General features: G+C 47.3%; 16 protein-coding genes. 4 read left to right on the top strand and 12 right to left on the bottom strand.

Annotated elements, in window-relative coordinates; all coding sequences use genetic code 11:
• Positions 1-12 precede the first annotated feature (12 nt).
• The 3 genes from BCT27_RS20280 to iolB all read right to left on the bottom strand — a co-directional run bounded on the left by BCT27_RS20280 (position 13) and on the right by iolB (position 2632).
• Positions 13-579, bottom strand: a complete 567-nt coding sequence (locus BCT27_RS20280; RefSeq protein WP_102390940.1) for a DNA-3-methyladenine glycosylase I — start codon at positions 577-579, stop codon at positions 13-15.
• 158 nt (positions 580-737) lie between these two features.
• Positions 738-1727, bottom strand: coding sequence for an inositol 2-dehydrogenase (iolG, locus tag BCT27_RS20275; protein WP_102396595.1), 990 nt, complete (start codon positions 1725-1727; stop codon positions 738-740).
• A gap of 74 nt (positions 1728-1801) precedes the next feature.
• Complete coding sequence (gene iolB, locus BCT27_RS20270) at positions 1802-2632, bottom strand: 5-deoxy-glucuronate isomerase (RefSeq protein WP_102396594.1); 831 nt, start codon at positions 2630-2632, stop codon at positions 1802-1804.
• Positions 2633-2973: 341 nt separating this feature from the next.
• Here iolB and BCT27_RS20265 point away from each other — a divergent pair, with 341 nt between their 5' ends.
• The gene (locus BCT27_RS20265; RefSeq protein ID WP_102396593.1) at positions 2974-4149 is read left to right on the top strand and encodes a phytanoyl-CoA dioxygenase family protein; all 1176 of its coding nucleotides are present in this window, start codon (positions 2974-2976) and stop codon (positions 4147-4149) included.
• Between the two features lie 108 nt (positions 4150-4257).
• Positions 4258-4839 (top strand): GNAT family N-acetyltransferase, encoded by a 582-nt coding sequence (locus BCT27_RS20260; protein ID WP_102396592.1) that lies wholly within the window; start codon positions 4258-4260, stop codon positions 4837-4839.
• A gap of 57 nt (positions 4840-4896) precedes the next feature.
• Here the strand turns inward: BCT27_RS20260 and BCT27_RS20255 are convergent, their stop codons facing one another.
• The 3 genes from BCT27_RS20255 to BCT27_RS20245 form a co-directional block, all read right to left on the bottom strand.
• Entirely contained in the window at positions 4897-7545 is a 2649-nt protein-coding gene (locus BCT27_RS20255) for a calcium-binding protein (protein WP_102396591.1), read from the bottom strand.
• A 688-nt stretch (positions 7546-8233) separates the two neighbouring features.
• Positions 8234-11011, bottom strand: a complete 2778-nt coding sequence (locus BCT27_RS20250) for a calcium-binding protein (RefSeq protein WP_102396590.1) — start codon at positions 11009-11011, stop codon at positions 8234-8236.
• 647 nt (positions 11012-11658) lie between these two features.
• Positions 11659-13410 carry a calcium-binding protein gene (locus BCT27_RS20245; RefSeq protein ID WP_102396589.1) on the bottom strand — a complete coding sequence of 584 codons (1752 nt, stop codon included), beginning with the start codon at positions 13408-13410 and terminating at the stop codon, positions 11659-11661.
• A gap of 797 nt (positions 13411-14207) precedes the next feature.
• Here BCT27_RS20245 and BCT27_RS20240 point away from each other — a divergent pair.
• Positions 14208-16163: a methyl-accepting chemotaxis protein gene (locus tag BCT27_RS20240; RefSeq protein ID WP_102396588.1), complete on the top strand. Its 1956-nt coding sequence runs from the start codon at positions 14208-14210 to the stop codon at positions 16161-16163.
• 90 nt (positions 16164-16253) lie between these two features.
• On the opposite strand, the gene BCT27_RS20235 is transcribed toward BCT27_RS20240, so the two are convergent.
• From BCT27_RS20235 to BCT27_RS20210, 6 genes are all read right to left on the bottom strand, one after another.
• Positions 16254-16757, bottom strand: coding sequence for a M48 metallopeptidase family protein (locus tag BCT27_RS20235; RefSeq protein WP_102396587.1), 504 nt, complete (start codon positions 16755-16757; stop codon positions 16254-16256).
• Positions 16758-16808: 51 nt separating this feature from the next.
• The gene (locus BCT27_RS20230; RefSeq protein WP_102317156.1) at positions 16809-17867 is read right to left on the bottom strand and encodes a LacI family DNA-binding transcriptional regulator; all 1059 of its coding nucleotides are present in this window, start codon (positions 17865-17867) and stop codon (positions 16809-16811) included.
• Between the two features lie 322 nt (positions 17868-18189).
• On the bottom strand, positions 18190-19158 hold the full coding sequence (locus tag BCT27_RS20225; RefSeq protein WP_241905138.1) for a sugar ABC transporter substrate-binding protein: 969 nt from the start codon (positions 19156-19158) through the stop codon (positions 18190-18192).
• A 131-nt stretch (positions 19159-19289) separates the two neighbouring features.
• Positions 19290-20093, bottom strand: a complete 804-nt coding sequence (locus BCT27_RS20220; RefSeq protein ID WP_017010770.1) for an ATP-binding cassette domain-containing protein — start codon at positions 20091-20093, stop codon at positions 19290-19292.
• A gap of 55 nt (positions 20094-20148) precedes the next feature.
• Positions 20149-21285 (bottom strand): ABC transporter permease, encoded by a 1137-nt coding sequence (locus BCT27_RS20215; RefSeq protein WP_102317157.1) that lies wholly within the window; start codon positions 21283-21285, stop codon positions 20149-20151.
• A 106-nt stretch (positions 21286-21391) separates the two neighbouring features.
• Positions 21392-22285, bottom strand: coding sequence for a TIM barrel protein (locus BCT27_RS20210; protein WP_102317158.1), 894 nt, complete (start codon positions 22283-22285; stop codon positions 21392-21394).
• A gap of 346 nt (positions 22286-22631) precedes the next feature.
• On the opposite strand from BCT27_RS20210, the gene iolD reads away from it, so the two are divergent.
• Positions 22632-24485, top strand: coding sequence for a 3D-(3,5/4)-trihydroxycyclohexane-1,2-dione acylhydrolase (decyclizing) (iolD, locus tag BCT27_RS20205; protein WP_102396586.1), 1854 nt, complete (start codon positions 22632-22634; stop codon positions 24483-24485).
• Positions 24486-24506: the final 21 nt, after the last annotated feature.

Raw genomic sequence — 24506 nt, 5'->3', positions numbered from 1 at the left:
CTTCAGGCGATGTTATTTTCCGACATCAACACCGTAACGGAAACAAGATGTCATGTGGTCATTTACCATGCCTGTGGCCTGCATATACGCGTAACAAATGGTGCTGCCGACGAACTTAAAACCCCGCTTTTTCATCGCCTTACTCATCGCATCAGACTCTGCCGTGGTGGCAGGTACGTCCGACATACTTTCCCAATGATTGATGATGGGGTTTCCGTCAACAAACGACCAAACGTAAGCATCAAAACTGCCAAATTCTTTTTGAATGTCTAACACCAAGTTAGCATTCGTCACGGTGCCATTCACCTTAAGTTTGTTTCTCACAATGGCAGGGTTCGTCAGCAGTTCTGCAATTTTTTCGTCGTCATAAGCAGCCACGGTTTCAATATCAAAATGATCAAAGGCCTCTCGGTATCCTTCACGCTTTTTCAATATGGTTGTCCAACTCAGGCCCGCTTGTGCACCTTCTAAAATCAGCATCTCAAACAATTCTCTATCATCATGAACAGGTACGCCCCATTCCGTGTCGTGATAAACCTGATCAAGCTCGCTTACATTCGCCCAGCTACAACGTTCCATCGTGTTTCCCTTGAAAAAGTAATTAATGCCGACCTAAAAACACTGTATATATGACCACATATTAAAAGCGGGAGATAGAAAAAGAGGATGCAATTGTGAGAATGGCATCCTCTTGGTTTCGATAGGCTGTTTTAGGTTTATTTGCTAAGGCGTTTGCTTTAGCCGAGTTTCACCGTATTTTGCGCGTTCAACGATTCAAGTGCAGCCTCCGCCAACACCAACGCTTGCTCGCCATCGTAGCCTGAGCATTGTGGTTCGACTTTGCCGTCCAACACATCAACAAAGTGCTGCCACTCTGCGATGTAAGCTTTCTCATAACGCTCAAGGAAGAAGTACTGAGGCTTTGCGCTGCTGCAATCTTCTTCGCCCCAATGCTCAACCAAATGCTCGCGCACGTTGCCGGCTTTTAGCATGCCTTTACTGCCATGCAGTTCGATGCGCTGATCATAGCCATAGCCCGAACGGCGGCTGTTGATGATGTTTGCCATTGCACCGGACGGGAAGTGCAGCACGATCACAGCACTGTCGATGTCCCCCGCTTCACCAATCTCTGGGTCAACCAAACATGCTCCATTCGCCGAAACTGACACAGGGTCCTCCCCCATAATAAAGCGAGCCATGTCGAGGTCATGAACAGACATATCACGGAAAATACCGCCAGACACTTTCACATAATCGACGGGGGGTGGCGACGGATCGCGAGAGGTAATCACCAAGGTTTCTGCTTTGCCGATAGCGCCGCTTTCAAACAAATCTTTCAGTGTGCGAAATTGTGGGTCATAGCGGCGGTTAAAGCCCACCAAGAAAGGTACGCCACTCGCATCGACCACCTCTAAACAGGCCTTCACTCGTGCAAGGCTTAAATCTATCGGCTTTTCACAGAAAATGGCTTTTCCCGCTTTCGCCGCCAATTCAATAAGATCTGCATGTGTGTCTGTCGCTGAACAAATACAAACCGCATGAATATCAGGATCTGACATGGCTTCATCCACAGTCATGACATCAGCACCGTATTGCGCCGCGAGTTGCATCGCACCTTCTTGATAAGGGTCAATCACCGCACGAATCTGAGTTTGAGGGTTTGCAGCAATATTGACCGCATGCACTTTTCCTATTCGCCCACATCCGAACAACGCGATATTAAACATGGCAACTCCTTATGCTTTCCAAGTTTTTATAAAGATGGGTGTACTGACTGTCATTGAGAGACAACGTCAAGCACCTAACGTGAATGCTTTTCTTCGTAAACGGGAGAATTTATCCAAGCATGATCTTCTTCCCACGTGAACAACCATTTGCGAACCGGGCCCGCCATGACGTTGAGGTAGTAGCTGTCGTAACCTGCCATGGTGGCAACTGGATGGTAGCCTTTGGGTACCATGACCACGTCTTTATCATACGCTGCCATGCACTCATCAAGATCACCATCATCGGTATAAACCCTTTGAATACAAAAACCTTGAGGCGGGTTTAACCTGTGATAGTAGGTTTCTTCCAGCTGGGTTTCTTCTGGCGGTGCATCACGATCATGCTTATGGCTAGGATAGGAACTCGTGCATCCTTCATCGGTATACACTTCAACAACCAATAAGCTGTCAGCTTCTTTGTCATCAGGCAGAATGTTGTGCACATACCGCTGATTGTTCCCATGGCCACGCGCTTCCGCGCCCACATCATCAGGTCCGATCAAACGTGAAGGGTACGTTCCTCGCCCTGGTGCAGAGCACACCGCAAGATCCATTCCCGTCACAGCCGTAATTGTCGCGGAGTCTCCCGCAGTAACATACAACGAATAAGGTTTTGTTCTTTCAAAAGGGTCAAGGCGCTCACCAATCACGCCAAGCGGTTGTCCCGCCAAGGTCGCATCCGCTTTACCCGCTAAAAACACCAAACACAGTTCTGTATCACTTCCTGCATCGAAGGTGTGTGTATCCCCTTCTGACAAGGAATACGCTTCAAAGCCGACATATTTCCAGCCGGCAGATTCAGGTGTGATGTGCTGATAGCGCCCAGATTGGTTTAACTCGCGCTTTTTAGACAGAAGATCAGGCACACGTCCTCCTTGGTTGTGTGTGAGTGAGCCATTGTTCGCCTCAAGTATAGAAACCGGTCCGTGGTCTCTTCTTGAAGGTGGTTTAATCGGTCGATTGAAAATGTTTTCAATTTCAACGTTAGAAATAATAGAACAATTTTTTCACATATCAACCAAATGAAATTTTTATTTCATTTTGAATCAGTTTTGAAATAGACTGATTTTGTCACTGGTCGAATTTCCACCAGGACATAGCCATCTATAGATGTTACAGAACGCACAAAAAACCACGTCAAAGAAGTAAAGCCAGAAATACGCAAGACAGGTGCATTTAAAGAGAGACGCCAAAGGAGAAAGGCACAATGAATCAATCAACAAACGTTGTTTTACCCTCGTTTTTTGCGTCATCAGACATCCAACTCGATGACTTTCACACTCTCTGCCACCAAACTGCCCATACGGGCCAATATCCTCTTGCCCACGCCATCATCAATAATGTCGTTATCTATGATGGTGAAGTCATCCGTCAGCACCCTGAGAAATCGCGTGATTTTCAAAATGAAATGGCATCAGTGCTACGGGATGGTCCTGGAGTGTTCGCAATAAAGCGCTTTTTCCAAGACACGCATGTGATCAACGAAATGAGCCAAGTTTTTGAAGACATTCTGGAGGCGGAACGTGGATTCGGCGCTGGCGATCACTTTGGAAAAACCGGGCCACAAGCTAACGGTAGAATTTGGAATGTTTTCCAAAAAAGCGCCATAGCGGCACCGTCGACCTTTGTTGAATACTACAAAAACCCCTTATTAAGCCTGGTGTCAGAAGCGTGGTTGGGCCCTCATTACCAAGTAACAGCACAAGTGAACATTGTGAGACCCGGTGGTGATGCTCAGGTATCCCATCGAGACTACCATCTGGGCTTTCAGCAACCAGACGAAACCGTGCGCTATCCTCTTCATATTCAGCAAATGTCATCCATGTTGACGCTACAAGGCGCAGTTGCACACACGGACATGCCCATTGAAAGCGGCCCGACGAAATTGCTTCCCTTCTCCCAGCTTTATCCCCTTGGATATGTTGCTTATCACGATGACGCATTTAAAGCCTACTTCGAGCAACACTGTGTTCAGGTACCTTTAGAAAAGGGGGATGCGGTCTTTTTCAACCCCGCACTTTTCCACGCTGCGGGAGCAAATAAAACGCAAGATTTCCACCGTTCGGCGAATTTACTGCAAGTTTCTTCGACGTTTGCCAAACCAATGGAAACCGTCGACCTCGCCTACATCAGCCGAGTAATCTACCCCTCTCTCCGCCAAGCATGGGAAAACAATACCTTTAGCGATGCAGAAAAAGCCGCAATCATAACGGCAGCAACCGACGGCTATTCATTCCCGACGAACCTAGACACAGATCCCCCTATTGGTGGTTTAGCCCCTGAGTCGATGGAATCCCTTTTGCACCGGGCGCTAAACAGCGAATGGTCACACGAGGAATATCAAGACGCATTGAAGGAACTGCAGTCAAAACAGGGGGCGTAGCAACAGACAGAAAATCATCTCCCGCCATTTAAAAACGCTTGTGTGGTGGAAAATTCGGCGTAATCTGTGCGCGAATTTCCACCATAGAAGACGAACAACGTGTCGAACATGAATACTTTTAAGCGCGGCCAAGCCATTCCTTTAATGAATGGTTACACCATCGCGCTCATCCAGCGAAACGATCTCAACGATATTATCGAGATGCTGGGCGACCCAAAGGTCACGGAATACCTCTACTTTGCGCCCGCGCCAGAAGACGTTTACCGTGATTATTTTGGTCCTATCATTGAAGGCACAGCGGAAGCGATTGGTCATGGTGAATGGCCTGAAAGCCCAACGACCATTATTCGAGACGACGAAGGGCGTTTCATGGGTATGGTGGGTTTACATGCCGTGATGTTTTTGTCGGGGAATTACGAACTGGGCTATCAGTTTGCTCAACATGCATGGGGTAAAGGCCTTGCAAGTCGCGGTAGTGCGTTCCTTCTGTCCATCGCTTTTGATGTATTCGGCGCACACAAAGTCTCCGCAGATTGCTATCGCGCTAACGAGGGCTCATATAAAACGCTCGCTAAAGCAGGCTTGGTTGAAGAAGGCTGCCAAACCGCCTACTACAAAACACAGTCAGGCTTTGATGACCGTCTGCATTATGGCGTCACCAAAACGCAGTACAGCGCGCTTTCTTGCTAACGAACAGCCATAAAAAAACCCGCTAAATGCGGGTTTTTTCATTATTGCTGGAGGCAATTACATGCTGAAGATGTCTTCACCGTCTTGTAAAAAGTTCTCAGCATCTGTCCAAACTGTAATTGACGCACCTGAAGAACGAGTAAACACATATGCATCCAATTCTCCTACTTGTGTATCAGTCAGTCCCATAAAGGCTATCTGGTCAGCAGAAAGCTCCGCAGAGATTGGTGCATCTGCATCATAATTCCAGTTCAACGCTTCAAGGTTAAAGGTGTCGTTACCTGCGCCAAGATAAGCCACAAAACCGTCCCAATCTCCCGGATCCACATTTGTAGTCGTTTGGAATTGGTCAGATTGCGCTTGAATCGCAAAGGCATTAACCGTCACCGTCTGATCACCTTCGCCCGCAGCAACAACCGCTTCCACCTGCGCAATCGGCTTAGGACCTGACGTCACACCGTATGATTTACCTGAGAAATCGACGTTCGCATCACCTTCGACAATGATTTGATCGAAACCACGGTCACCCACATAGATGTTATTGTGCTCGGCTAAGAAATCCGCATCAGTGAAGTCATCTTGGTCGAAGATCATGGTGTCATTACCTTCGCTACCAATGTAAAGGTCTTGGTCTTCGCCACCGTCCATAATGATATCGTCTTCAAAGCCCGCTTGAAGCACATCGTTACCTGCACCGCCGTACAGTGAATCGTCACCGCTCGCACCGAACAGTTGGTCATCACCGTCGCCACCGTAAAGAATGTCATCACCTTGGCTACCGTTAATAACGTCATCGCCCGCGCCACCATAAATGGTGTCGTTGCCTTGACCGCCAATCAGGTTGTCATCACCTTCGTCACCGTTAATCAGGTCATCGCCGTCTCCACCGTGGATGTAATCGTCGCCTTCACCACCGCTGATGGTGTCATTGTCGCTGACAAATACTTCTTTTGTGGTTTCTGCAAACTCAGAGTAATCAAGGTCACGAAGGTTCTCATAAGAATGAGGGACCAAGGTTAAGTCTGTCGCGGCAGTGATTTCTGGGCCTTCGATTTGTAGAAGGATTTTGCCGTTCTCACCAAGGTTGTGGTAGTGATGGCGGTTACCGTCTAAATCCACATCGATGATCGCGAACTTATAAACGTTACCGGCTGCATCGCAGTACTTGAGTGTGTAATCCAAGTTAACCGCGTACGTGTTTCCATCAATGGTGACAGACTGCGACTTATCATCAGAGTATTCGTTACAGTAGTTATCACCGTTCAGAACACCATCGTCGTCTTGGAAGGTAACTTCAGACGTACCGCCGTCAAACGCCAGTTTCTGAGGGAAAGACCACGTATGGAAGTTACCACCCGATGGCATTTCGAAATCATCACCCATGATGAACACGCTTGCAGTTGGGTCAGTTTCGATGGTTTCCGTTGCTTCTTGGCCACCGTAAATAGTGTCGTTGCCTTCGCCACCGTAGATCTCATCATCGCCCCATTGACCGTAAATGGTGTCATTACCCGCACCGCCGTCAATGTAATCATTGTCGTTAGATTTTTGCGTTGTCGCGTTCGCAACATCATCGTAATCCAACTCATTGATGTTTTTGTACGAATGAGGAACCAGTGACAAATCGGTAGCATCAGTGATTTCAGGGCCGTCGAGTTGCAGCAACAGGTTACCGTTCTCATTCAGGTTGTGGTAGTGGTGGCCGTTGCCATCCAAATCAACATCAAGGATTGCGAAGGTGTAGACGTTACCGTCTGAATCGCAGTACTTAAGGGTGTAGTCCAAGTTCACTGGGTAAGTGTTGCCATCGATAGTCACAGTCTGTGATTTATCGTCAGAATACTCGTTACAGTAGTTATCACCGTTCAGCACGCCATCGTCGTCTTGGAATGTCACTTCAGTTGAACCACCGTCAAATGACAGGCTCTTTGGCAAAGACCATGTGTGGAAATTGCCGCCAGACGGTAGATCGAAATCTGCGCCCATCTGGAAAACAGTCACGGTTGGATCTTCGCTGAAGTTTGGCGTCGCTGTGTTGCCGTAAATGATGTCGTCGCCATCACCACCGAACAATGTGTCGTTGCCATTTTCACCAGAAATGTGGTCTTCACCTTTCAGGCCGAAGATGGTGTCGTCGCCGTCGCCACCAGCAATGGTGTCGTTCAGATCAGCAGGATCTACAGTTTCTGGCTCTGTGATGTCTGCGTAATTCAGGCTGCTAACGTTTTGGTAAGAATTAGGAACCAAAGAAAGGTCTGTGTCACCTGTGATCTCTGGGCCATCAATTTGGATTAAGATCTTGCCGTTTTCACCCGTGTTGCAGTAATGATGGCCATTGCCATCTGCGTCAATATCAACAATCGCAAACGTATAAATGTTGCCATCGCTGTCGCAGTATTTGAGGCTGAAATCCACATTTGCAGAATATTCTTGTCCACCAATGTCTACGGTTTGTGATTTGTCATCAGAATGCTCATTCCAACGATCATCACCATTTAACTGGCCATCGTCATCGTTGAAAGTAACGTCTGTCGTAGAACCGGTGAAATTCAAAGTAGGAGGAAATGACCAAGTGTGGAAGTTACCGCTGTCCATGGTGAAATCAGCGCCCATCACGAACATTGCGCCAGTCTTTTTAGAGTCATCACCGTTACCGATGTCACCGTATAAAGTATCTGCGTTAGACGTACCGTTAATATCTGCCATTCCCTTTTTCCTCTGTTTGTCTGTCTATTTTATGAGCACTAACGAATGGCAGTAATACATCCTTAATACGTAATTCCGCTTACAGGCAGCACTTACATTTGGGATAACTAACATTCGAACCACGCTTGCTGTGACATCAGTTTTATAGATAAGACACACTTAAACAATGGGTATAGGGCATGTTCATAGCAAAGTCAGTTGCTTGAATTAATAAGATCTCACAGGTTAAGTAATGAAGTACCAATACACTTATGAGTAAAGTATCAATTTAATACATTATATCGGCACACTGCATAGATAACTGACACAGAGTGCTCAGCCACCAACAATAGATTATTCGTTAGATCATCAAAAAATTGGATAATAGAGGAATGAAACATGGACAGGAAATAGAGCTGAGAGGGAGCAATGGATAAGCCATGGCCAGATTAATACATTATATATTAGCAAGTTACTGGATTCGCAAAACAAGACACTAAACATTGCCCGCGCCAGCCTCGTATTAATCAGGATGTAGTTTTCACCCACATATTATAGTACGTCATTCTGTAAAACTCAGAGGCAAACAAGAAAACAACAATTAACTAGATTGCACTTAACGGCATGGCATGCCTATATAAAACATAAAACAACAAAAATAAAAAAGCCCGGCACTTGGCCAGGCTTTTCACACGTATTCTCTAACCGATTAAGTTAGGCTGAAAATGTCATCACCGTCTTGTAAGAAATTCTCAGCATCTGTCCAAATTGTGATTGATGCGCCTGAAGAGCGAGTAAACACATATGCATCTAACTCTCCTACCTGCGTGTCATTCAATCCTAAGAAGGCAATCTGGTCGGCAGAAAGCTCCGCAGAGATTGGTGCATCTGCATCATAGTTCCAGTTCAACGCTTCAAGGTTAAAGGTGTCGTTACCCTCACCTAAGTAAGCGACAAAGCCATCCCAATCACCTGGATCTACGTTAGTAGTGGTTTGGAAGTTATCTGATTGCGCTTGAATCGCAAATGCGTTAACCGTCACCGTCTGATCACCTTCACCCGAAGCAACAACAGCTTCAACCTGTGCAATTGGCTTAGGTCCTGACGTTACGCCATATGACTTACCAGAGAAGTCGATGTTTGCGTCGCCATCAACCAAGATCTTGTCAAAGCCACGGTCACCCACATAAATGGTATTGTGCTCGGCTAAGAAATCAGCATCGGTGAAGTCATCTTGGTCGAAGATCATGGTGTCATTACCTTCACTACCAATGTAAAGATCTTGGTCTTCACCGCCGTCCATGATGATGTCATCTTCAAAACCTGCTTGAAGTACATCATTACCTGCACCGCCGTACAATGAATCATCACCGCTCGCACCGAACAGTTTGTCATCGCCGTCACCGCCGTAAATAATGTCATCACCTTGGCTACCGTTGATAACGTCATCGCCCGCACCACCGTAGATGGTATCGTCGCCTTTACCACCAATCAGGTTGTCATCGCCTTCATCACCGCTGATCAGGTCATCGCCATCACCACCGTGGATGTAGTCGTTACCTTCACCGCCGTTGATGGTGTCGTTGTCGCTAAAATTCTGCTCTTGAGAAACAGTAATAGTGAATGTGGTGTCGTTGAAATCACGGTCACCTAGGTTCCACAAATCTTCCCAGCCAGATGTGTTGCCATTAACCGTTTCGTGGTCTTTACCGTCGCCGTTTTCAGCAGCATTCGCCACATAAACAACAGAGCTGCTTGAACCTTGTGAAACGGTTGAGCTAGTCCCGGACAAGTTCAGCGTCACTTCACCCACATCAAAACCTGCGCGGTCGCCGTTAGGGATAAGGAACATGCCGAATGACTCACCGCCAGACACATCGATATCAACAGACAGTTCAGAAATGTTCTTCACGTTATCAGCGATAACGGCTGCACGAACAACGTTGCCGTTTTCATCAATCACGTAGTAGCCAATGCTGTTGTTGTACGCTGCGCTGTGCGTGAAATCACTCACGTTGATGGTGACAGTACCTTCACCTTTAACGTCGTAGATGGTTGCGCCATCTTGATGACGTAGGTCGAATGTTTGGCTTAACTCAGTACCACCAAAAATGGTGTCATCGCCTGTACCGCCGTCAATAACATCATCACCGTGTTCGCCGTAGATAGTATCGTTACCCGCGCCGCCATTGATGGTGTCGTTGTCTGTTTCGTTGTTCACTTTCTGTTGAAGTGACACATTGTCAATCAGCGCACCGTAGCTGTCTGAGCGGCCTTCCGCTTCAAAACGGATAGAGATGAAGTCCACACCTTGTGGCACAACAACATCTGCCGTGAATGACTCGTAGTGGTCGTTCGATTGGGTGTTGTCGAAGTACTGGCTGTAAATGACTTTGCCTTCTTGGTCGAAGACTTTTACTTCAAACTGGCTGGTTGATGTGTCGCTGCCGCGGTAACGGTTTGCGTAATCAAAAGAAAGCTCAAGAACCGCATCACCGTCTGAAGACAAACCTTGAACATTAACGTCTTGTTGAACCCACGTATTTCTGTGGCTGTCTAGTTCCAGCACAGTGTTTGAAGAACTATTTTCTGGCGTGCCACCGAATTGGCCTTGTTGAAGTTCAATCAGGTTAGTGCCAGGTGTATACCAACCCGTCACTTGGTGATCATGGAACAAGCCCCACTTGTTGCCTGCGTTATCACCCCAATCTTCAAAATCACCATTGATCAGTAGTTCACGTGCACCGTTACCGTGCACACCGTCGTTACCGTAAATTGTGTCAGCACCTTCACCACCTTCGATGGTATCGTCGCCATTGCCGCCGATGAGCGTATCGTCACCCTCACCACCGTGAATCGTGTCGTTACCTTCCAGGCCGTTGATGATGTCGTTAAGATCGCCCGTTTCAGATTGAGACACTGATACGTTGTCGATCAATGCGCCGTAGCTGTCAGATTGGCCTTTACCTTCAAAGCGAAGTGAAATGCCATCTGTGCCAGCAGGAACAGAGAAATCGACCTCAAAATTTTGGTAGCTTTCATTAGATTGGGTGTTGTCGAAGTACTTGCTGTAAAGCACGTTGCCTTCGTTATCCATCACCTTCACTTCGAATTGGCTCGTCGCGTGGTTGTCGCCTTTGTAGCGGTTTGCATAGTCAAAAGACAGGCTTAAAGAAACGTCGCCATCTTCTGCCAGTTCCGTCACGTCAATGTCTTGTTGAACCCATGTATTACCGGTTGAATCAAGCTCTAGAACAGTGTTGTTAGAAGGTGTGTATGGCGTGCCACCGAAAGAGCCCTGTTGAAGCTCAATTGACATGCTGCCCGGTGTGTACCAACCAGCAACTTGATTGTCAGCAAACAATCCCCATTTTCTGTTGCCATCGTCACCCCATGCTTCAAAATCACCATTCATTAGGAGATTCTCGCCAGATGCGCCTGAACCGTACAAAAAATCTGAACCGCTAGTCCCTGTAATCTTCGACATCACTTCATCCTCTATTTTCGACTGTGTTCATTTGGTCAAAAAGCAAGAGGTGGTTATCACCCACCGACATCACACTGCTTATGCGACCTGAACTTATCTATCATTTCACGTCTCATTTAAGAGAGGTGTAAAATTGAACGCTTCTTTAGTGAACCCAGTTTTGATGAAGTGGAGGAACGGCACAATAGCCAGAGAGGATGTTCAGCGGAATCTCAGCGATAGGGTCTAATTCATTGATCATATTCTAATGAGCAAGAACCGATCTAAAGTACCACTAAAGAATGAATCAAATATTTAACAGACGAATCACCAGTGATGCATTTAAATCAAATTCTTTTATCACCCGCCACAAAACACCAGAATAATGAGAGATAAAACCAAATATTATAATGTTCTAATTTAAATCACTTTACGCCAATTAAATATACAAACTTGCCCACCTTAGCACCTTACTCATACTTCTTTTTCCCTATTATTTTTAAGCCATTTAGCCACTACCCTTACAATAGACGACTAGAAATTTAGTCAAAACTTTACAATTATCGAGGCCCATCACCACAAAAAGCCAATAAGACGAGATGCTCTGCGCTAGAAACAAAAAAGCCCAACACGAGACCGTGTTGGGCGATATTCGCTAACTCGAAATACTAGATGTTATTGCCGTTTGCTTGAATGGTTTCCGCATCCGTCCAAACGGTGATCTTTTTGTCTGCGTAAGTGAAAACGTAAGGACGTAACTCTGTCACTTGGGCAAAATTCAGCCCCATGAATTCGATCATGGCGTTTGACAAAGTGACTGACGCAGAAGCACTTGCATCGTATTGCCAGATACCCGTTTCTACATTCAGCGTGTCATTGCCCGAACCCAAGTAAGAAACAAAGCCTTTCCAGTCACCTGGATTAACGTTTGTCTCGGTCTGAATATCATCAGATTGTGAGAAAATCGAGTTGGCATTGATAGTCACCACTTGATTGCCCGCATTCGCCACGACAGCTTCAACTTGAGCAATCACTTTTACGCCGGGATTTTGACCGTTCTGGAAAAAAGAGTGACCGGAAAAATCGATGTTTGCATCACTGTTAACAATCAATTTATCAAAGCCGCGATCGCCCGTGTAGACATTGCCATTTTGGGTGAGGAACGCTTCATTCGAAAAGTCCTCTTGGTCAAAGAACATGGTGTCGTTGCCTTCACTGCCAATGTAAAGGTCGAGACCCGTGCCACCATCCATCACAATGTCATCGTCGTAACCAGCTTGGAGGACATCGTTACCCGCATCACCGTAAAGCGCATCATTGCCACCCGCGCCAAACAACTTATCGTTGCCCGAACCACCATGGAGGACGTCATCACCATTGCTACCATTGATGGTGTCATTACCAGCACCACCGTAAATGGTGTCGTCACCATTAAAGCCAGTGATAGTGTCATTGCCCGAACAACCATATAGCACATCATCACCTGCCGTACCGTTGATCACCTGATCAGAAGCTGTGGTACCCGCAATGACGCGCATTGAGCGAGGGGTAGAAAAATCGAGGTTTTGGCCGTTACGTGCTTTCACATTTTCTAGCTGACGGTTCGGTGTCGCGCAGTTAAAAATGCCTAAACGATTGTAAGAAAGGTTATCCCAATCGGAGAGCATTACCGCAGTACCTTCAGACGGCTCAACATACACTTCGTGCGATTTGATCCAGCTCGGTAGCGAGTAACCTGAGCGCTGACCTACAGGTAGGCAGTATCTTTCACCTGTTTCTAGACTGACGATACAGCCCAAAGGTGCACTATTCGCAACAACGCGCATTGAACGTGGGGATGAGAAATCGAGGTTTTGCCCGTTGTAAGCACGAACATTTGTCATTTTGTTGTTTTCAACAGTGCCAGAGAACACGGCAAGACGGTTGTATGACAAATTGTCCCAATCAGACAACATTACGCCGGTACCTTCAGACGCTTGCACGTAAACTTCATGCGCGTAAATCCAGCTTGGTAGCGAATAGCCAGAGCGTTTACCAACAGGCAGACAATACTTATCGCCAGTTTGCTTGCTCACAATACAGCCCAATTTTTTGTTACTAGCGACAACGCGCATTGAACGCGGCGCAGAAAAGTCGAGGTTTTGACCGTTGTAAGCTCGAACATTCGTTAGTTCACTGTTCGTTGTTGTGCCTTCAAATACTGCGAGACGGTTATAAGACAAGTTGTCCCAGTCAGACAACATCACTGCGGTACCTTCTTCTGCTTGCACATAAACTTCATGAGAACGAATCCAGCTTGGTAATGAATAGCCTGAACGTTTACCCACAGGCAAACAATATTCAGCACCCGTTTCAAGGCTCACAATACAACCTTCAGGGCCTTCACTTGCTAACGCACTGTTGCCGAGGGAAAGCATCATGAATAAACCCGTTATCCATGAAAATAAGCTGACTAATTTACGCATAATCTAAAACCCTTTAGATAGAGACTGCATTACGTTCATCCGTAATAGCGTGATGTTTGAATAAAACGTGTAATCGTTCTGTCCTTCCAAATATTTACAACAAACATATTTAAAAGTAAGAAAGTCCAATATTAGAGATTACTAACTCTTCTTTTGTCTCAGTTGCGACGAAAGAATTAATGACAAGACACTTTCTGACAAGTTATGACCACGAAGTTAATTGATTAATCACGCCAACGAATGAGAAATTTTCAGATGAGTTTGATTTTTTCATGATCAATAAGATGAGATAAGAATGGAAAGAGGTGATCGCTTAATCATTAAAGTTAGGTATGTCGACATGGGCATTTTGTTTGAAATTCGAGCACTAAAATGCAAAGCCGCCCAAAAAAATGCGACGTTGTAACATGAAGGAAGAGCGAAATGCCAAACTCACTTTAGACAACATGCGTATGACTGTTCAATCATCCAACATCCTCACCATCAACCAATTTAGTCATGTCATTTGTTTGCCATATAACCATCAGATCAACAACCTAAAGTTAAAGTGGAAATAAAACAGTAGTTTATAGTTTTTCTATGTCGCGACAAGAGTAGCGATAAGGCCATTCTGCATATCAATAAATCTAGACATACCCCGCTACACCCCGCGAAATTAAAGGACTGGCATGGTGAATGACTCATTTTTGAGCTAATTGTTAATAGATTAATTATTTTTCTTAATGATTGGATTTTTGTGGGGAGAAGTATCAATGCTAAGTAACTTAAGACTGGGGCAACAGTTAACGATTTCGTTCGCTGCTGTCCTTGCCTTGCTACTCGTGGTGTCTGTTATTGGCTATAGCGGGCTTTCTGAAGGGTACAAGAACTTTACCGACTACCGTGGGCTTGCGCGTAGCTCCAATGAAGCTAGCGAAGCACAATCTACCTTATTGAGTGCCCGACTTGGCGTATTGAAGTTCTTAAAGAATCAAGACGCCGCTCAGGTCGAGAAAGTTCAAGCGGATATGGTCCGTATAGACACACTCATTGACTCTATCCTTTCTCATGAGACAGCCCCCGATCGTATTCGTGAGCTCGAAGAATCAAAGAAACTGCTGCAAACATACAGCCAAACGTTTCCATTGGTAGTGAAAGATTTTCAAGACCGAAATGCGATCGTCTCAAGCCAACTTGATCCTAATGGCCTTAAAATGCGCCAAATCATGACAGAAGTGATCAAAGACGCTGAACTCATGGGCAGCGTTGAACCGCTTTACTATGCTTCACAGATCCAAGAGAAGCTTCTGCTCGGTCGATTGTTTGCGGCGAAATTCCTGATCAGTAATTCGGAAGCAGACCTAAAACGTTCATTATCGGAACTGAACAACCTTCTCGTGCCTCTCAGTTCTCTGAAGCGCATTTCTATATCTCAAGCTGATATTCAACGTTCTGAAGCATTCTCAAAAGCACACCGCACGTATATTTCTGCGCTTAAAGGCACCGCAGATATCATTACTAAGCGCAACGATCGCATTTCAAACACCTTGGATGTGATTGGTCCTCAAGTGACCACCAATTTAAGTGATTTTAAAGCGTCTATCCGAAGTTCACAGGATACCCTTGGCCCTGAGGCTCAAAGTGACAGCGAAGCCGCTGTTCAATTTGTCATGATCGCATCAGCCATTGCCATAGTTGTGGGGATTATCCTTAGCATCATGGTAGCGAAAGCGATCCGTATGCCGATTGGGGGCGAACCGCGAAACATTGAAAACATGGCGCGTAACATTGCACAAGGCGACCTCACACAAGATTTTTCAAACAAGAAAAATGCCACGGGTATTTATGCTGCCATGGGAGACATGAGTACAAACTTACGCGACATCGTCACCCAGTTAAGGACATCTCTCAACACCTTGAGCGGGGCCTCGAATACCTTGGTTGACGTAACAAAAGACACCGCAAACAACTCAGAGGCTCAGGCAAATCAGCTAGGTCAAACCTCAGAAGCCATGCATGAACTCACGCAGACCGTGGACAACATTTCTCAAAACGCGCAACAAGCATCAGAATTAGCCAATCAAGCAGACAGCCATGCTCACCAAGGCCAAACCGTGCTTGATCAGACCCGCGCCAGTATCGACTCTTTGGTGACGAACATGGGTGATGTGAGTGAAATCATTGAGAACTTGGAAAATGAAACCAAGAACGTGGGAAGCATCCTAGACGTTATTCGTGGTATTGCAGAGCAAACCAACTTGCTGGCGCTGAATGCTGCGATTGAGGCAGCGCGTGCTGGTGAACAAGGACGCGGGTTTGCGGTGGTTGCAGATGAAGTGCGAAGCCTCGCAAGCAGAACGCAGCAAAGCACCGAAGAGATTCAAGAGCTAATATTGCGTCTACAAAGCGAATCTAAACGCTCTGTGGATTCGATGCGCGTTAGCATGAAAGAAGCCTCTGATACGTCTGAGAAAGCCAACAAAACGCGAGAAGCATTGGTGTCGATTACCGAGTCCGTGGCAAGCATTCGTGACATGAACAACCAAATCGCGGTTGCCGCTGAAGAACAAAATGCCGTCGTAGTGAACATCAACCAGTCTGTAGATGAACTCAACACATTGGCAAAAAATACGGCGTCGGGCGCAGATACGCTGTCAAAAGAAGCAAGCGGCTTAACGTCAATCACCCGCAGCGTGAATGACATTGTGGGGAAATTTTCACTCGGTTAATCGCAGGTTTTAACAAACAAAAACGCGCCCAATAAGGCGCGTTTTTTCTTTGTTCTTTCTGCTATCTGCTTTGTACTCTTTAGTGAATCGCTATTTTTGCTTCTCACTTTCCAAGTGGATCAAGTACAAGCGCGCATCAAATTCGAATTGATGGTAATCCGGCTCCATATGACAACAAAGCTGATAAAACGCCTTGTTGTGTTCTTTCTCTTTGAGGTGCGCGAGCTCATGCACAACCAACATCCGCAAGAAAGCCTCTGGCGCATCTTTAAACATGGAGGCAATACGTATTTCGTTCTTCGCCTTTAACTTGCCACCGTGCACCCGCGACACAAAGCTGTGTAACCCTAGAGCATTATTCACCACATGGATCTTACCGTCGTAAGCAACTTTGCTCAGCGGTGAAGACTTTTTCAAGTATTGGTTTTTTATGCCAACCACATAATCATACAGCGCCTTCTCAGACGTTATGTTGTGGTTATGCGGGTAACGTTGTTTAAGCCACGCGCCGAGCGTCCCTTTCTCAACAAGCTGCTCTACTTGCGAAGTCAGGTGCTCGGGGTAACCATTTAGATAGCGTAAAGTCGGATTCATATAAAGCGTAATTAAGAGAAAAACCGGGGCGTATGCTACCAGTATTGTCGCTTACTTGCTCTTCTTCGTTGAGCCTCGCTCAACCGGTTCACACGGCAGAGTAATAGATTGCGGTGGTAAATGCGGATCAGAAATATGTTCAAACAACGCATCTATTGTACGTTGGATCATTTCTTCGTTTGGTTGACGAATAGTCGATAGGTCATAGGAACGACTGTTTGCCAAACGAATATCATCCACACCCATCACACCCACGTCTTCAGGCACGCGCAATCCCAAGTCATAACGCAGTGCGTCCATACCACCACACGCCATGATGTCATCGGCGTAGAACAAGGCATCTGGACGTTCTACACTCTTAAACATACGAAGCGTAGCGTCATACCCAGCGTCGTAGCTGAACTCACCCCCTTCAATAACTTGCCATTGATTGCAGCCTCGCTCCATCAAGCGACTGATGAAACCGCGTTGGCGATCGATGGTGGCGGATGTGCCAACAGGACCCGCAACAAACGCTGGTTTGGTATAACCCGCATCTAATAACATGTCTGCCGCCATGTTGCCTGCCAAGACATTGTCACAGCTTACAACCGTGACACTGTTTTCACTGGAATCTCGGCCGAAAATAACCGCCGGAGTGTTCTGTGAACGGCACGCATCAACCAGCTCTTTTGGAAGGCTCGCAGACGTAATGATCAAACCATCAACGTTGTATTCCATGACCAGCTCAACAGCTTCTTGAATGTCCATATCGCCATCAACATGGATCAAGAGGCTATGGCAGCTCCTGTTTTGAATTTCAGAGGTAAAGCGCGACAAAATAGGCAGATAAAAAGGGTTATTAAAGTCTGTCATCAATATGCCAACCAAACTCGAGCGAGACTTTATACCTCGTGCTAGTCGGTTAGGTTTGTAATTCAGTGCCGCTGCCGCCTTAAACACTTTCTCACGCAAAGGGCGAGAAATGCTGGCGTCAGGGTTAAACGCGCGAGAGACCGCAGAGACAGAAACACCGGCCGCTTCGGCAACTTCAACAACAGTGACTTTTGGCTTTTTCTTCGGTGGAAATGAAGGTGATTGATTGTCTCTCTTTTCTTTACTGACTGTCATATACCTTCCTGCCGATATTCCTTTCGATAACGATGTTCCATTTCATCTGTTCATACTGCGTCGTGCAGTCTTTAGGCAATGATAATGAAATTGATTTCAGCTAGATACTGTCAGAGGGCGTCAATCCCTGAGTTAAGTTGTTATTTGTGACGTGTAATTGAGCATTTCCTGTTATTCAAACAGACCAATCACAGCAAGGGATGCAGCGAAGGAACCGAGCAAGCCCCTTCCTTCGCTGTGGGTTCAAACAAGCATACCGACAAAAGAAACGGTCGCTTATCAAAAAGCGACAACCGACCGTGTCTTTCACTCGTCGCTAAAATTAACGGTACTCACCCGCCAATTCTTCAACCTGTGCAACGTTTTCTTTCGTTACGAAACCAGGGCCAGAGTTGATGTTGTTTGACGGTGCAATGCCATAGCGGTTGTACATAGTCAGTACCATCACTGGCACATAACCTTGCAAGAACGGCTGTTGGTCAATACCCCATTGGATGTTGCCATCTTTGATTGCTTGCGCGATTTCGCCGCTAAGGTCAAACGTACCGAAGTAGACTTTGCCTAATTGACGTGTTTTCTCAAGCGCACGCAGTGTTGGGTGTGCAGACGTTGGGCCGAGAGTCAGAACCGCACCCGTATCTGGATTTGAACGGAGGTAAGCCTGTACTTTTTTCTCAATACCCGTTGGATCCTGACCAACATCGATCATTTGGCTGCCCAACTCAACACCTAATGCGTCCGCGAAGCCCTGACAGCGCTCTACAGAAGCTGGGTTTGTGATGTAGTGGTTTACACAAACAAATGATTTCACGCCGTCTTTCTTCGCACGTTTACCCGCACCAAAGCCCGCATCGTATTCTGGTTGACCCACGTGGAGGATAGCCCCCAAGTCTTCACTTTGCTGATGCGTGCCAGAGTTCATGGTAACAATTGGAATGCCTTTCTTACGCGCTTTCTCAAGTGGGCCTTTCAACACTTCATAATCCGCGATGGTGGTGATGATTCCCTGTGGGTTCGATGCCACAGCTTGCTCGATGATACGTGCCATATCCGCCAAGTCACCTGATGGTGGGTTACGGTATTCCACTTTTACATCTAGCTGTTCACCCGCTTGGTTGATCGCGGTTTTAATGGTGTTCCACCATGAGTCTGAATCAGGCGCGTGGCTGATCATAACGAAACGCTCGCCTTCTGCAAATGCGGTGCTCGGAAGCATTGCACCCATGCTGGCAGCCAAGGCCAAAACAAGTACAGATGCTCTCTTTGCTACAGATCTAAGTAGGGTATTCATCCAGTGTTCTCCAATCTACTTATTGTGTCATGGCTAAGGAACGGGTCTTTCCTTTTGTCCGCTTAGCCATGGCGTTTTGGTCGGGCAACATCGCTGCCCTTTTCTTACTCATTTATTGCTTGGTTAAAAGCTTAATTCGCCTCGGCAGTGTCTGCGCGTTCGAATTCTGCTAATTCTGCTTCGAGTGTTTCTAGCTCTTGTCCGCCGGACATCATTTCTAGAATTTGCTCGCGTGTGACGTCTTTCTTCATCCAAGTGCCCAGGCTCTTACCGCGGTTTAACAAAGTAAAACGGTCTGCAATCGGGAATGCATGGTGGACGTTGTGCGTGATCAAAATGACCGCAAGCCCTTTGCCTCGCGCCCTCGCAATCACCTTCAATACGTTCGCGGATTGCTTCACACCGAGTGCCGCGGTTGGCTCATCCAAAATCAGCACTTTTGCACCGAAGTGAATCGCACGGGCAATCGCCAAACATTGGCGTTCACCACCTGACATAGTGCCGATTGGGTGTTCTGGGTCTCGCACATCGATCCCCATGTCTTTCATGCCCGCTTTCGCAATTTCATTAGCACGTGCCGTATCGAACACTTCAAAAGGCCCAATGCGCTTGGTCAACTCTCGCCCCATAAAGAAATTGCGCGTCACGCTCATCAAAGGCACAAGCGCCAGATCTTGATAAACCGTTGCGATACCTGCATCTAGTGCATCACGGGGTGATTTAAACGTCACCCGTTCGCCGTTCATCAGGAACTCACCTTCCGATGGCGTATGCACACCGGCCAAAGTTTTAATCAGCGTGGATTTACCTGCACCGTTATCACCGAGCAAGCAATGCACTTCGCCCATTTTGACTTCCATATCGATGTCTTTCAGCGCGATAACAGAGCCAAAGTAGCGGCTGACTTTTTTTAATTCGAGGATGTATTCAGACATTGTGTTTCTCCTAAAATCCGTTTTCAGTTCAACAGTAAGGTGTGTTCACACCTTGCTATCGCGCGCTCGTGACTTTCTTGCGAATGAAGTTGTTGAACAACACCGCAATCAAAAGCATCACGCCGAGGAAAACGCGGAACCAATCTGAATCCACTCCCGTAAAGAAGATGCCCATTTGCACCACACCAAAAATCAGCGCACCGAAGAAAGCACCAATCACGGAGCCATAGCCACCCGTGAGTAGCGCCCCACCGATGACCGCGGCAATAATGGCCTCAAACTCTTTCAGCAAGCCCCTATCTGCCGCCGCTGAACCAAATTCGAACACCTGACAAGCCGCAAATACCGTGGCGCAAAATGCAGTGAACATGAACAGCATGATCTTCACGCGATCCGTGGGTACACCCACGTTTTTCGCCGCGTTAGCATCACCGCCAGAAGCGAAAATCCAGTTACCGAAGCGCGTACGAAGCAACACAAATGAACACACTGCCGTTAACAAGAACCACCACACCACCACCATTGGAATACCGGTGACCACAGGCGTGCCATCAGAATAGGTTTCAAGCCAGCCAGCATTACCGAGCCAGGTGAATAATCCCGTTCCGATTTCACCCCCAAACATGGACGCCAACCAATCACCTTCAGCCACATCACCCACGCCTGAAAGGATGGTTTTGTTGGTCAGCATGATTGACAGTGCAATGGTCAAACCGCGAAGAATGAAGAGGAAAGCGAGCGAAACGATAAAGGAAGGAAGCCCCGTCTTCACCACGATATAGCCATTCAAGAATCCGACCGCCATTGCCCCTGCAAACGCAAAGAGGATCGCAGCCCATGCTGGCCATCCCCAGAACACGGCTGGAATCGCTATCATCATGCCGGCGAAACCAATCATCGAACCGATGGAAAGATCAAACTCACCAGCAATCATCAACAGACATGCACCCACAGCGATAATGCCAAGCTGAGCTGATACCGTTGTCCAGTTCATGATGCCGTCGGCATTGAACATGCCAGAATCCCACGCAACCAGTGCGAAGAATACGAAAACTAAAATTGCGCCTGATACCGAACCCAACTCTGGTCGAGATAACAGCCCGCTTACAAAGGAAACCTTACGAACGCGTTCATCACTTGCTCCACCTGCTGGTTGAGTATCCGTTTCTGATGCGGCTTCTTTTACCGACATACTTGCCTCCAATCCTTTTTAGGGCAATTCGTTGCCCTGCTCCCAATATTGTCGAACACGATCAGTGGTTGTGCGCATAAACCTTTAGCGCACAACCTACTGTCAATTAACTTGCTAACACCGCCTTTTCGATAAAGGCGCGGCTTTTTTCTGCATCGGTTTTGGCATCGCTTTTCGCTGCTGGATCGGTGTCTTGCTCGACCGTGACCCAACCTTTGAAATCGATCTCATGCAGTGTTTGACGCACAGCGGCAAAATCCACGCACCCTTGCCCAAGCGGGCAAAAGATGTTGTTGCCAATGGCGGTGTAAAAATCGGTATCTTTCGCAATAGATTGCGCATGCACCTCGGCATTGATGTCTTTGAAGTGAAGGTATTTAACACGGTCTTTGTAGGTACGCAGCACATCACAAGGGTCCATGCCCGCGTACACACAATGGCCAGTGTCAACGCACAACGACATCAACTCAGGCGGAAGATCTCGCATCGCCTTATCCAGCTCATCGCGATACTCGATATAGGTTCCCGCATGGGCATGCAAAGTCGGTGTGATGCCATATTCCGCACAAATTTTTCCGACACCCCGCAGGGTGTCCATCATCGCATCCCATTGTTCATCAGTCAGACGCGTTGCGGTGTCCACTTGACCTGCTTGGTCAGTACGCGGTGATGACACATGGTCGATAACAACGAGGTATGACGCGCCTTGCTGCTTCAAGATTTCACAGGTTTTGTGTGTCGTTTCGTAAATGGCATCACGCGCTTCAGGTTTATGAAGGTGCACAAACAGCGTGCCTGCGACTAAACCGAGTTCGCGTGAAGCAAGTGCACTTTGCAATGTGCTCGGCTCAGTGGGTAAGTAACCCAACGGGCCTAGCTCAGTTGCGCCATACCCTGCGCCGGAAATTTCATCTAGCACCGTTTGCCATGTTGGGTTTGCAGGGTTGTCTGCAAACTCAATTCCCCAAGAACATGGTGCATTAGCAATTTTAAGTTCCAATCCGTTGCCTCCTTTGCATCTTTACCAACGCTGTGTTGGTGAGTGTGCGGGCGTATCTGTTTTAAACTTTTCGTCAGATCGTCTGCTCAAGTCTTCATCCCTGTAAACCTGAACGTCGTTGCCAACACAAAATGTTTAAAGTCTCGTTAACATCTTTTAAACAATTATGGTAATGATTTCATTTTGTCAACGTAACTCGCGTCTCACAACTGAGGAATGTTCGACCGGATGCCCTTATAGAATGAAAATTGGGCGCTATCTCTGATTTTTACCTTTTTTAGTTTTGAAAACATTTTCAAATAATGACTACTATTTCATCAGAAGGGAACGTTAGGAGATTCCAAGGATGACAACAATAAGACTCACTACTGCACAAGCTCTTGTGCGTTACTTAGCTGCACAACAGATTGAAATTGATGGGAAAGTTGAATCGTTATTTGGGTGTGCTTTTGCCATATTCGGCCACGGTAACGTGACATGTCTAGGTCAACAGCTCTTTGAAAATCAATCAGTTTTTCCAACATGGCGCGGACAAAATGAACAATCCATGGCGCTTGCTGCCGTGGCGTATGCCCGTGCAAACCAGCGTCGTCGCATTGGTATTGCCACCTCGTCTGTGGGCCCAGGGGCAACCAATATGATCACCGCAGCAGGGGTTGCGCATACCAACCGATTGCCACTTTTACTCCTCGCTGGTGATACGTTTCAATCACGCTTGCCCGATCCCGTGCTTCAACAAACCGAGCATTTCGCGAACCCGTCACTCACCGTGAATGACGCGTTTAAAACCGTGACGCGCTTTTGGGATCGTATCAATGCCCCTTCGCAGCTCACCGTCGCACTCCCGCAAGCCATTGCTACCATGCTTGACCCTGCGGATTGTGGCCCTGCGATGATTGCCCTGCCCCAAGATGTACAAGGCCAAGCATGGGACTTCCCTGAAAGTTTCTTTGCACCCAAAGTGCATCGCATTCGCCGTCCTCAGCCTGAACCCATTGAATTGGATTTAGCCGCAGAGGCCATCAAGAAAGCGAAGCGCCCGCTGATCATCGCAGGTGGTGGCGTAGCCTATTCCGGCGCACGAAATGCCTTGATTCAGTTTGCGGAAAAACACCAAATCCCGGTGGTGGAAACCATTGCGGGTCGTACCTTGCTCAGTGCAGATCACCCGCTTAACTGTGGCCCTATCGGTACAACAGGCTCAAACAGTGCCAATCACATGTGCGAAGACGCTGATGTCGTGATTGCCATCGGTACACGCCTTCAAGATTTCACGACGGGTTCTTGGACCGTCTTCCGCGACCCCGACATGAAGCTCATCAGCATCAATGCAGGGCGCTTTGACGCTACAAAACATATGGCGCAATCCATCATTTCCGATGCAAAAGCCGCGATCGTGCCGCTCAGCGAACGCTTAGGAAACTGGCAAACGCAAAACGCGTGGGTAGACAAAGCCGCAGCGGAAACCTCGCAATGGCGTGGTGTGGTTGAGCAACGCACTGCTGCAAGCGACACAGCGCTGCCTTCTTACGCGCAAATCATCGGCAAGGTGAACAGCCTTGTTAACGAAGGAGACCGCGTAATCACAGCCGCAGGAGGATTGCCTGCCGAACTCAACATGAACTGGCAAGCAACCTACCCGTATTCTCTGGATGTCGAATTTGGCTTCTCGTGCATGGGCTACGAAATCGCGGCTGGCTGGGGCAATAAAATCGCACGCCCAGACCATGAGTCCATCGTGTTAGTCGGTGACGGCTCGTACTTAATGATGAACTCTGACATTTACAGCTCTGTGCTTACAGGCCACAAAATGATTGTGTTGGTGTGCGACAACGGTGGTTTTGCGGTGATTCGCAAACTTCAAACCAACACGGGCAACACCGCATTCAACAACCAACTTGAAGATTGCACCACGGAACGTGATTACGAATTACCGCGCGTCGATTTCGTCAGCCATGCTCGCGGTTTAGGAGCAAATGCAGAGAAAGTCGAACATCTCAGCGATTTTGAAGCGGCGTTCGAACGCGCGAAAGCGTCAGACAAAACCTACGTCATCGTCACCGACATTGATGACACCGTGTGGTCTTCCTGTGATGCATGGTGGGAAGTGGGCTTGTCAGAAGTGACCGATAACGAAAGCATTGCCAACGCCCGAGACCAATGGGAAGAAGGCCGTAAGCATCAACGCCGCGGCGTGTGATGTTGACCTAAGGGATTAGAT

The organism is Enterovibrio norvegicus (genome assembly GCF_002876705.1).
In the GTDB taxonomy this organism is placed as follows: Bacteria; Pseudomonadota; Gammaproteobacteria; order Enterobacterales; family Vibrionaceae; genus Enterovibrio; species Enterovibrio norvegicus_B.
This window is presented reverse-complemented; position numbering and strand designations above follow the sequence as displayed.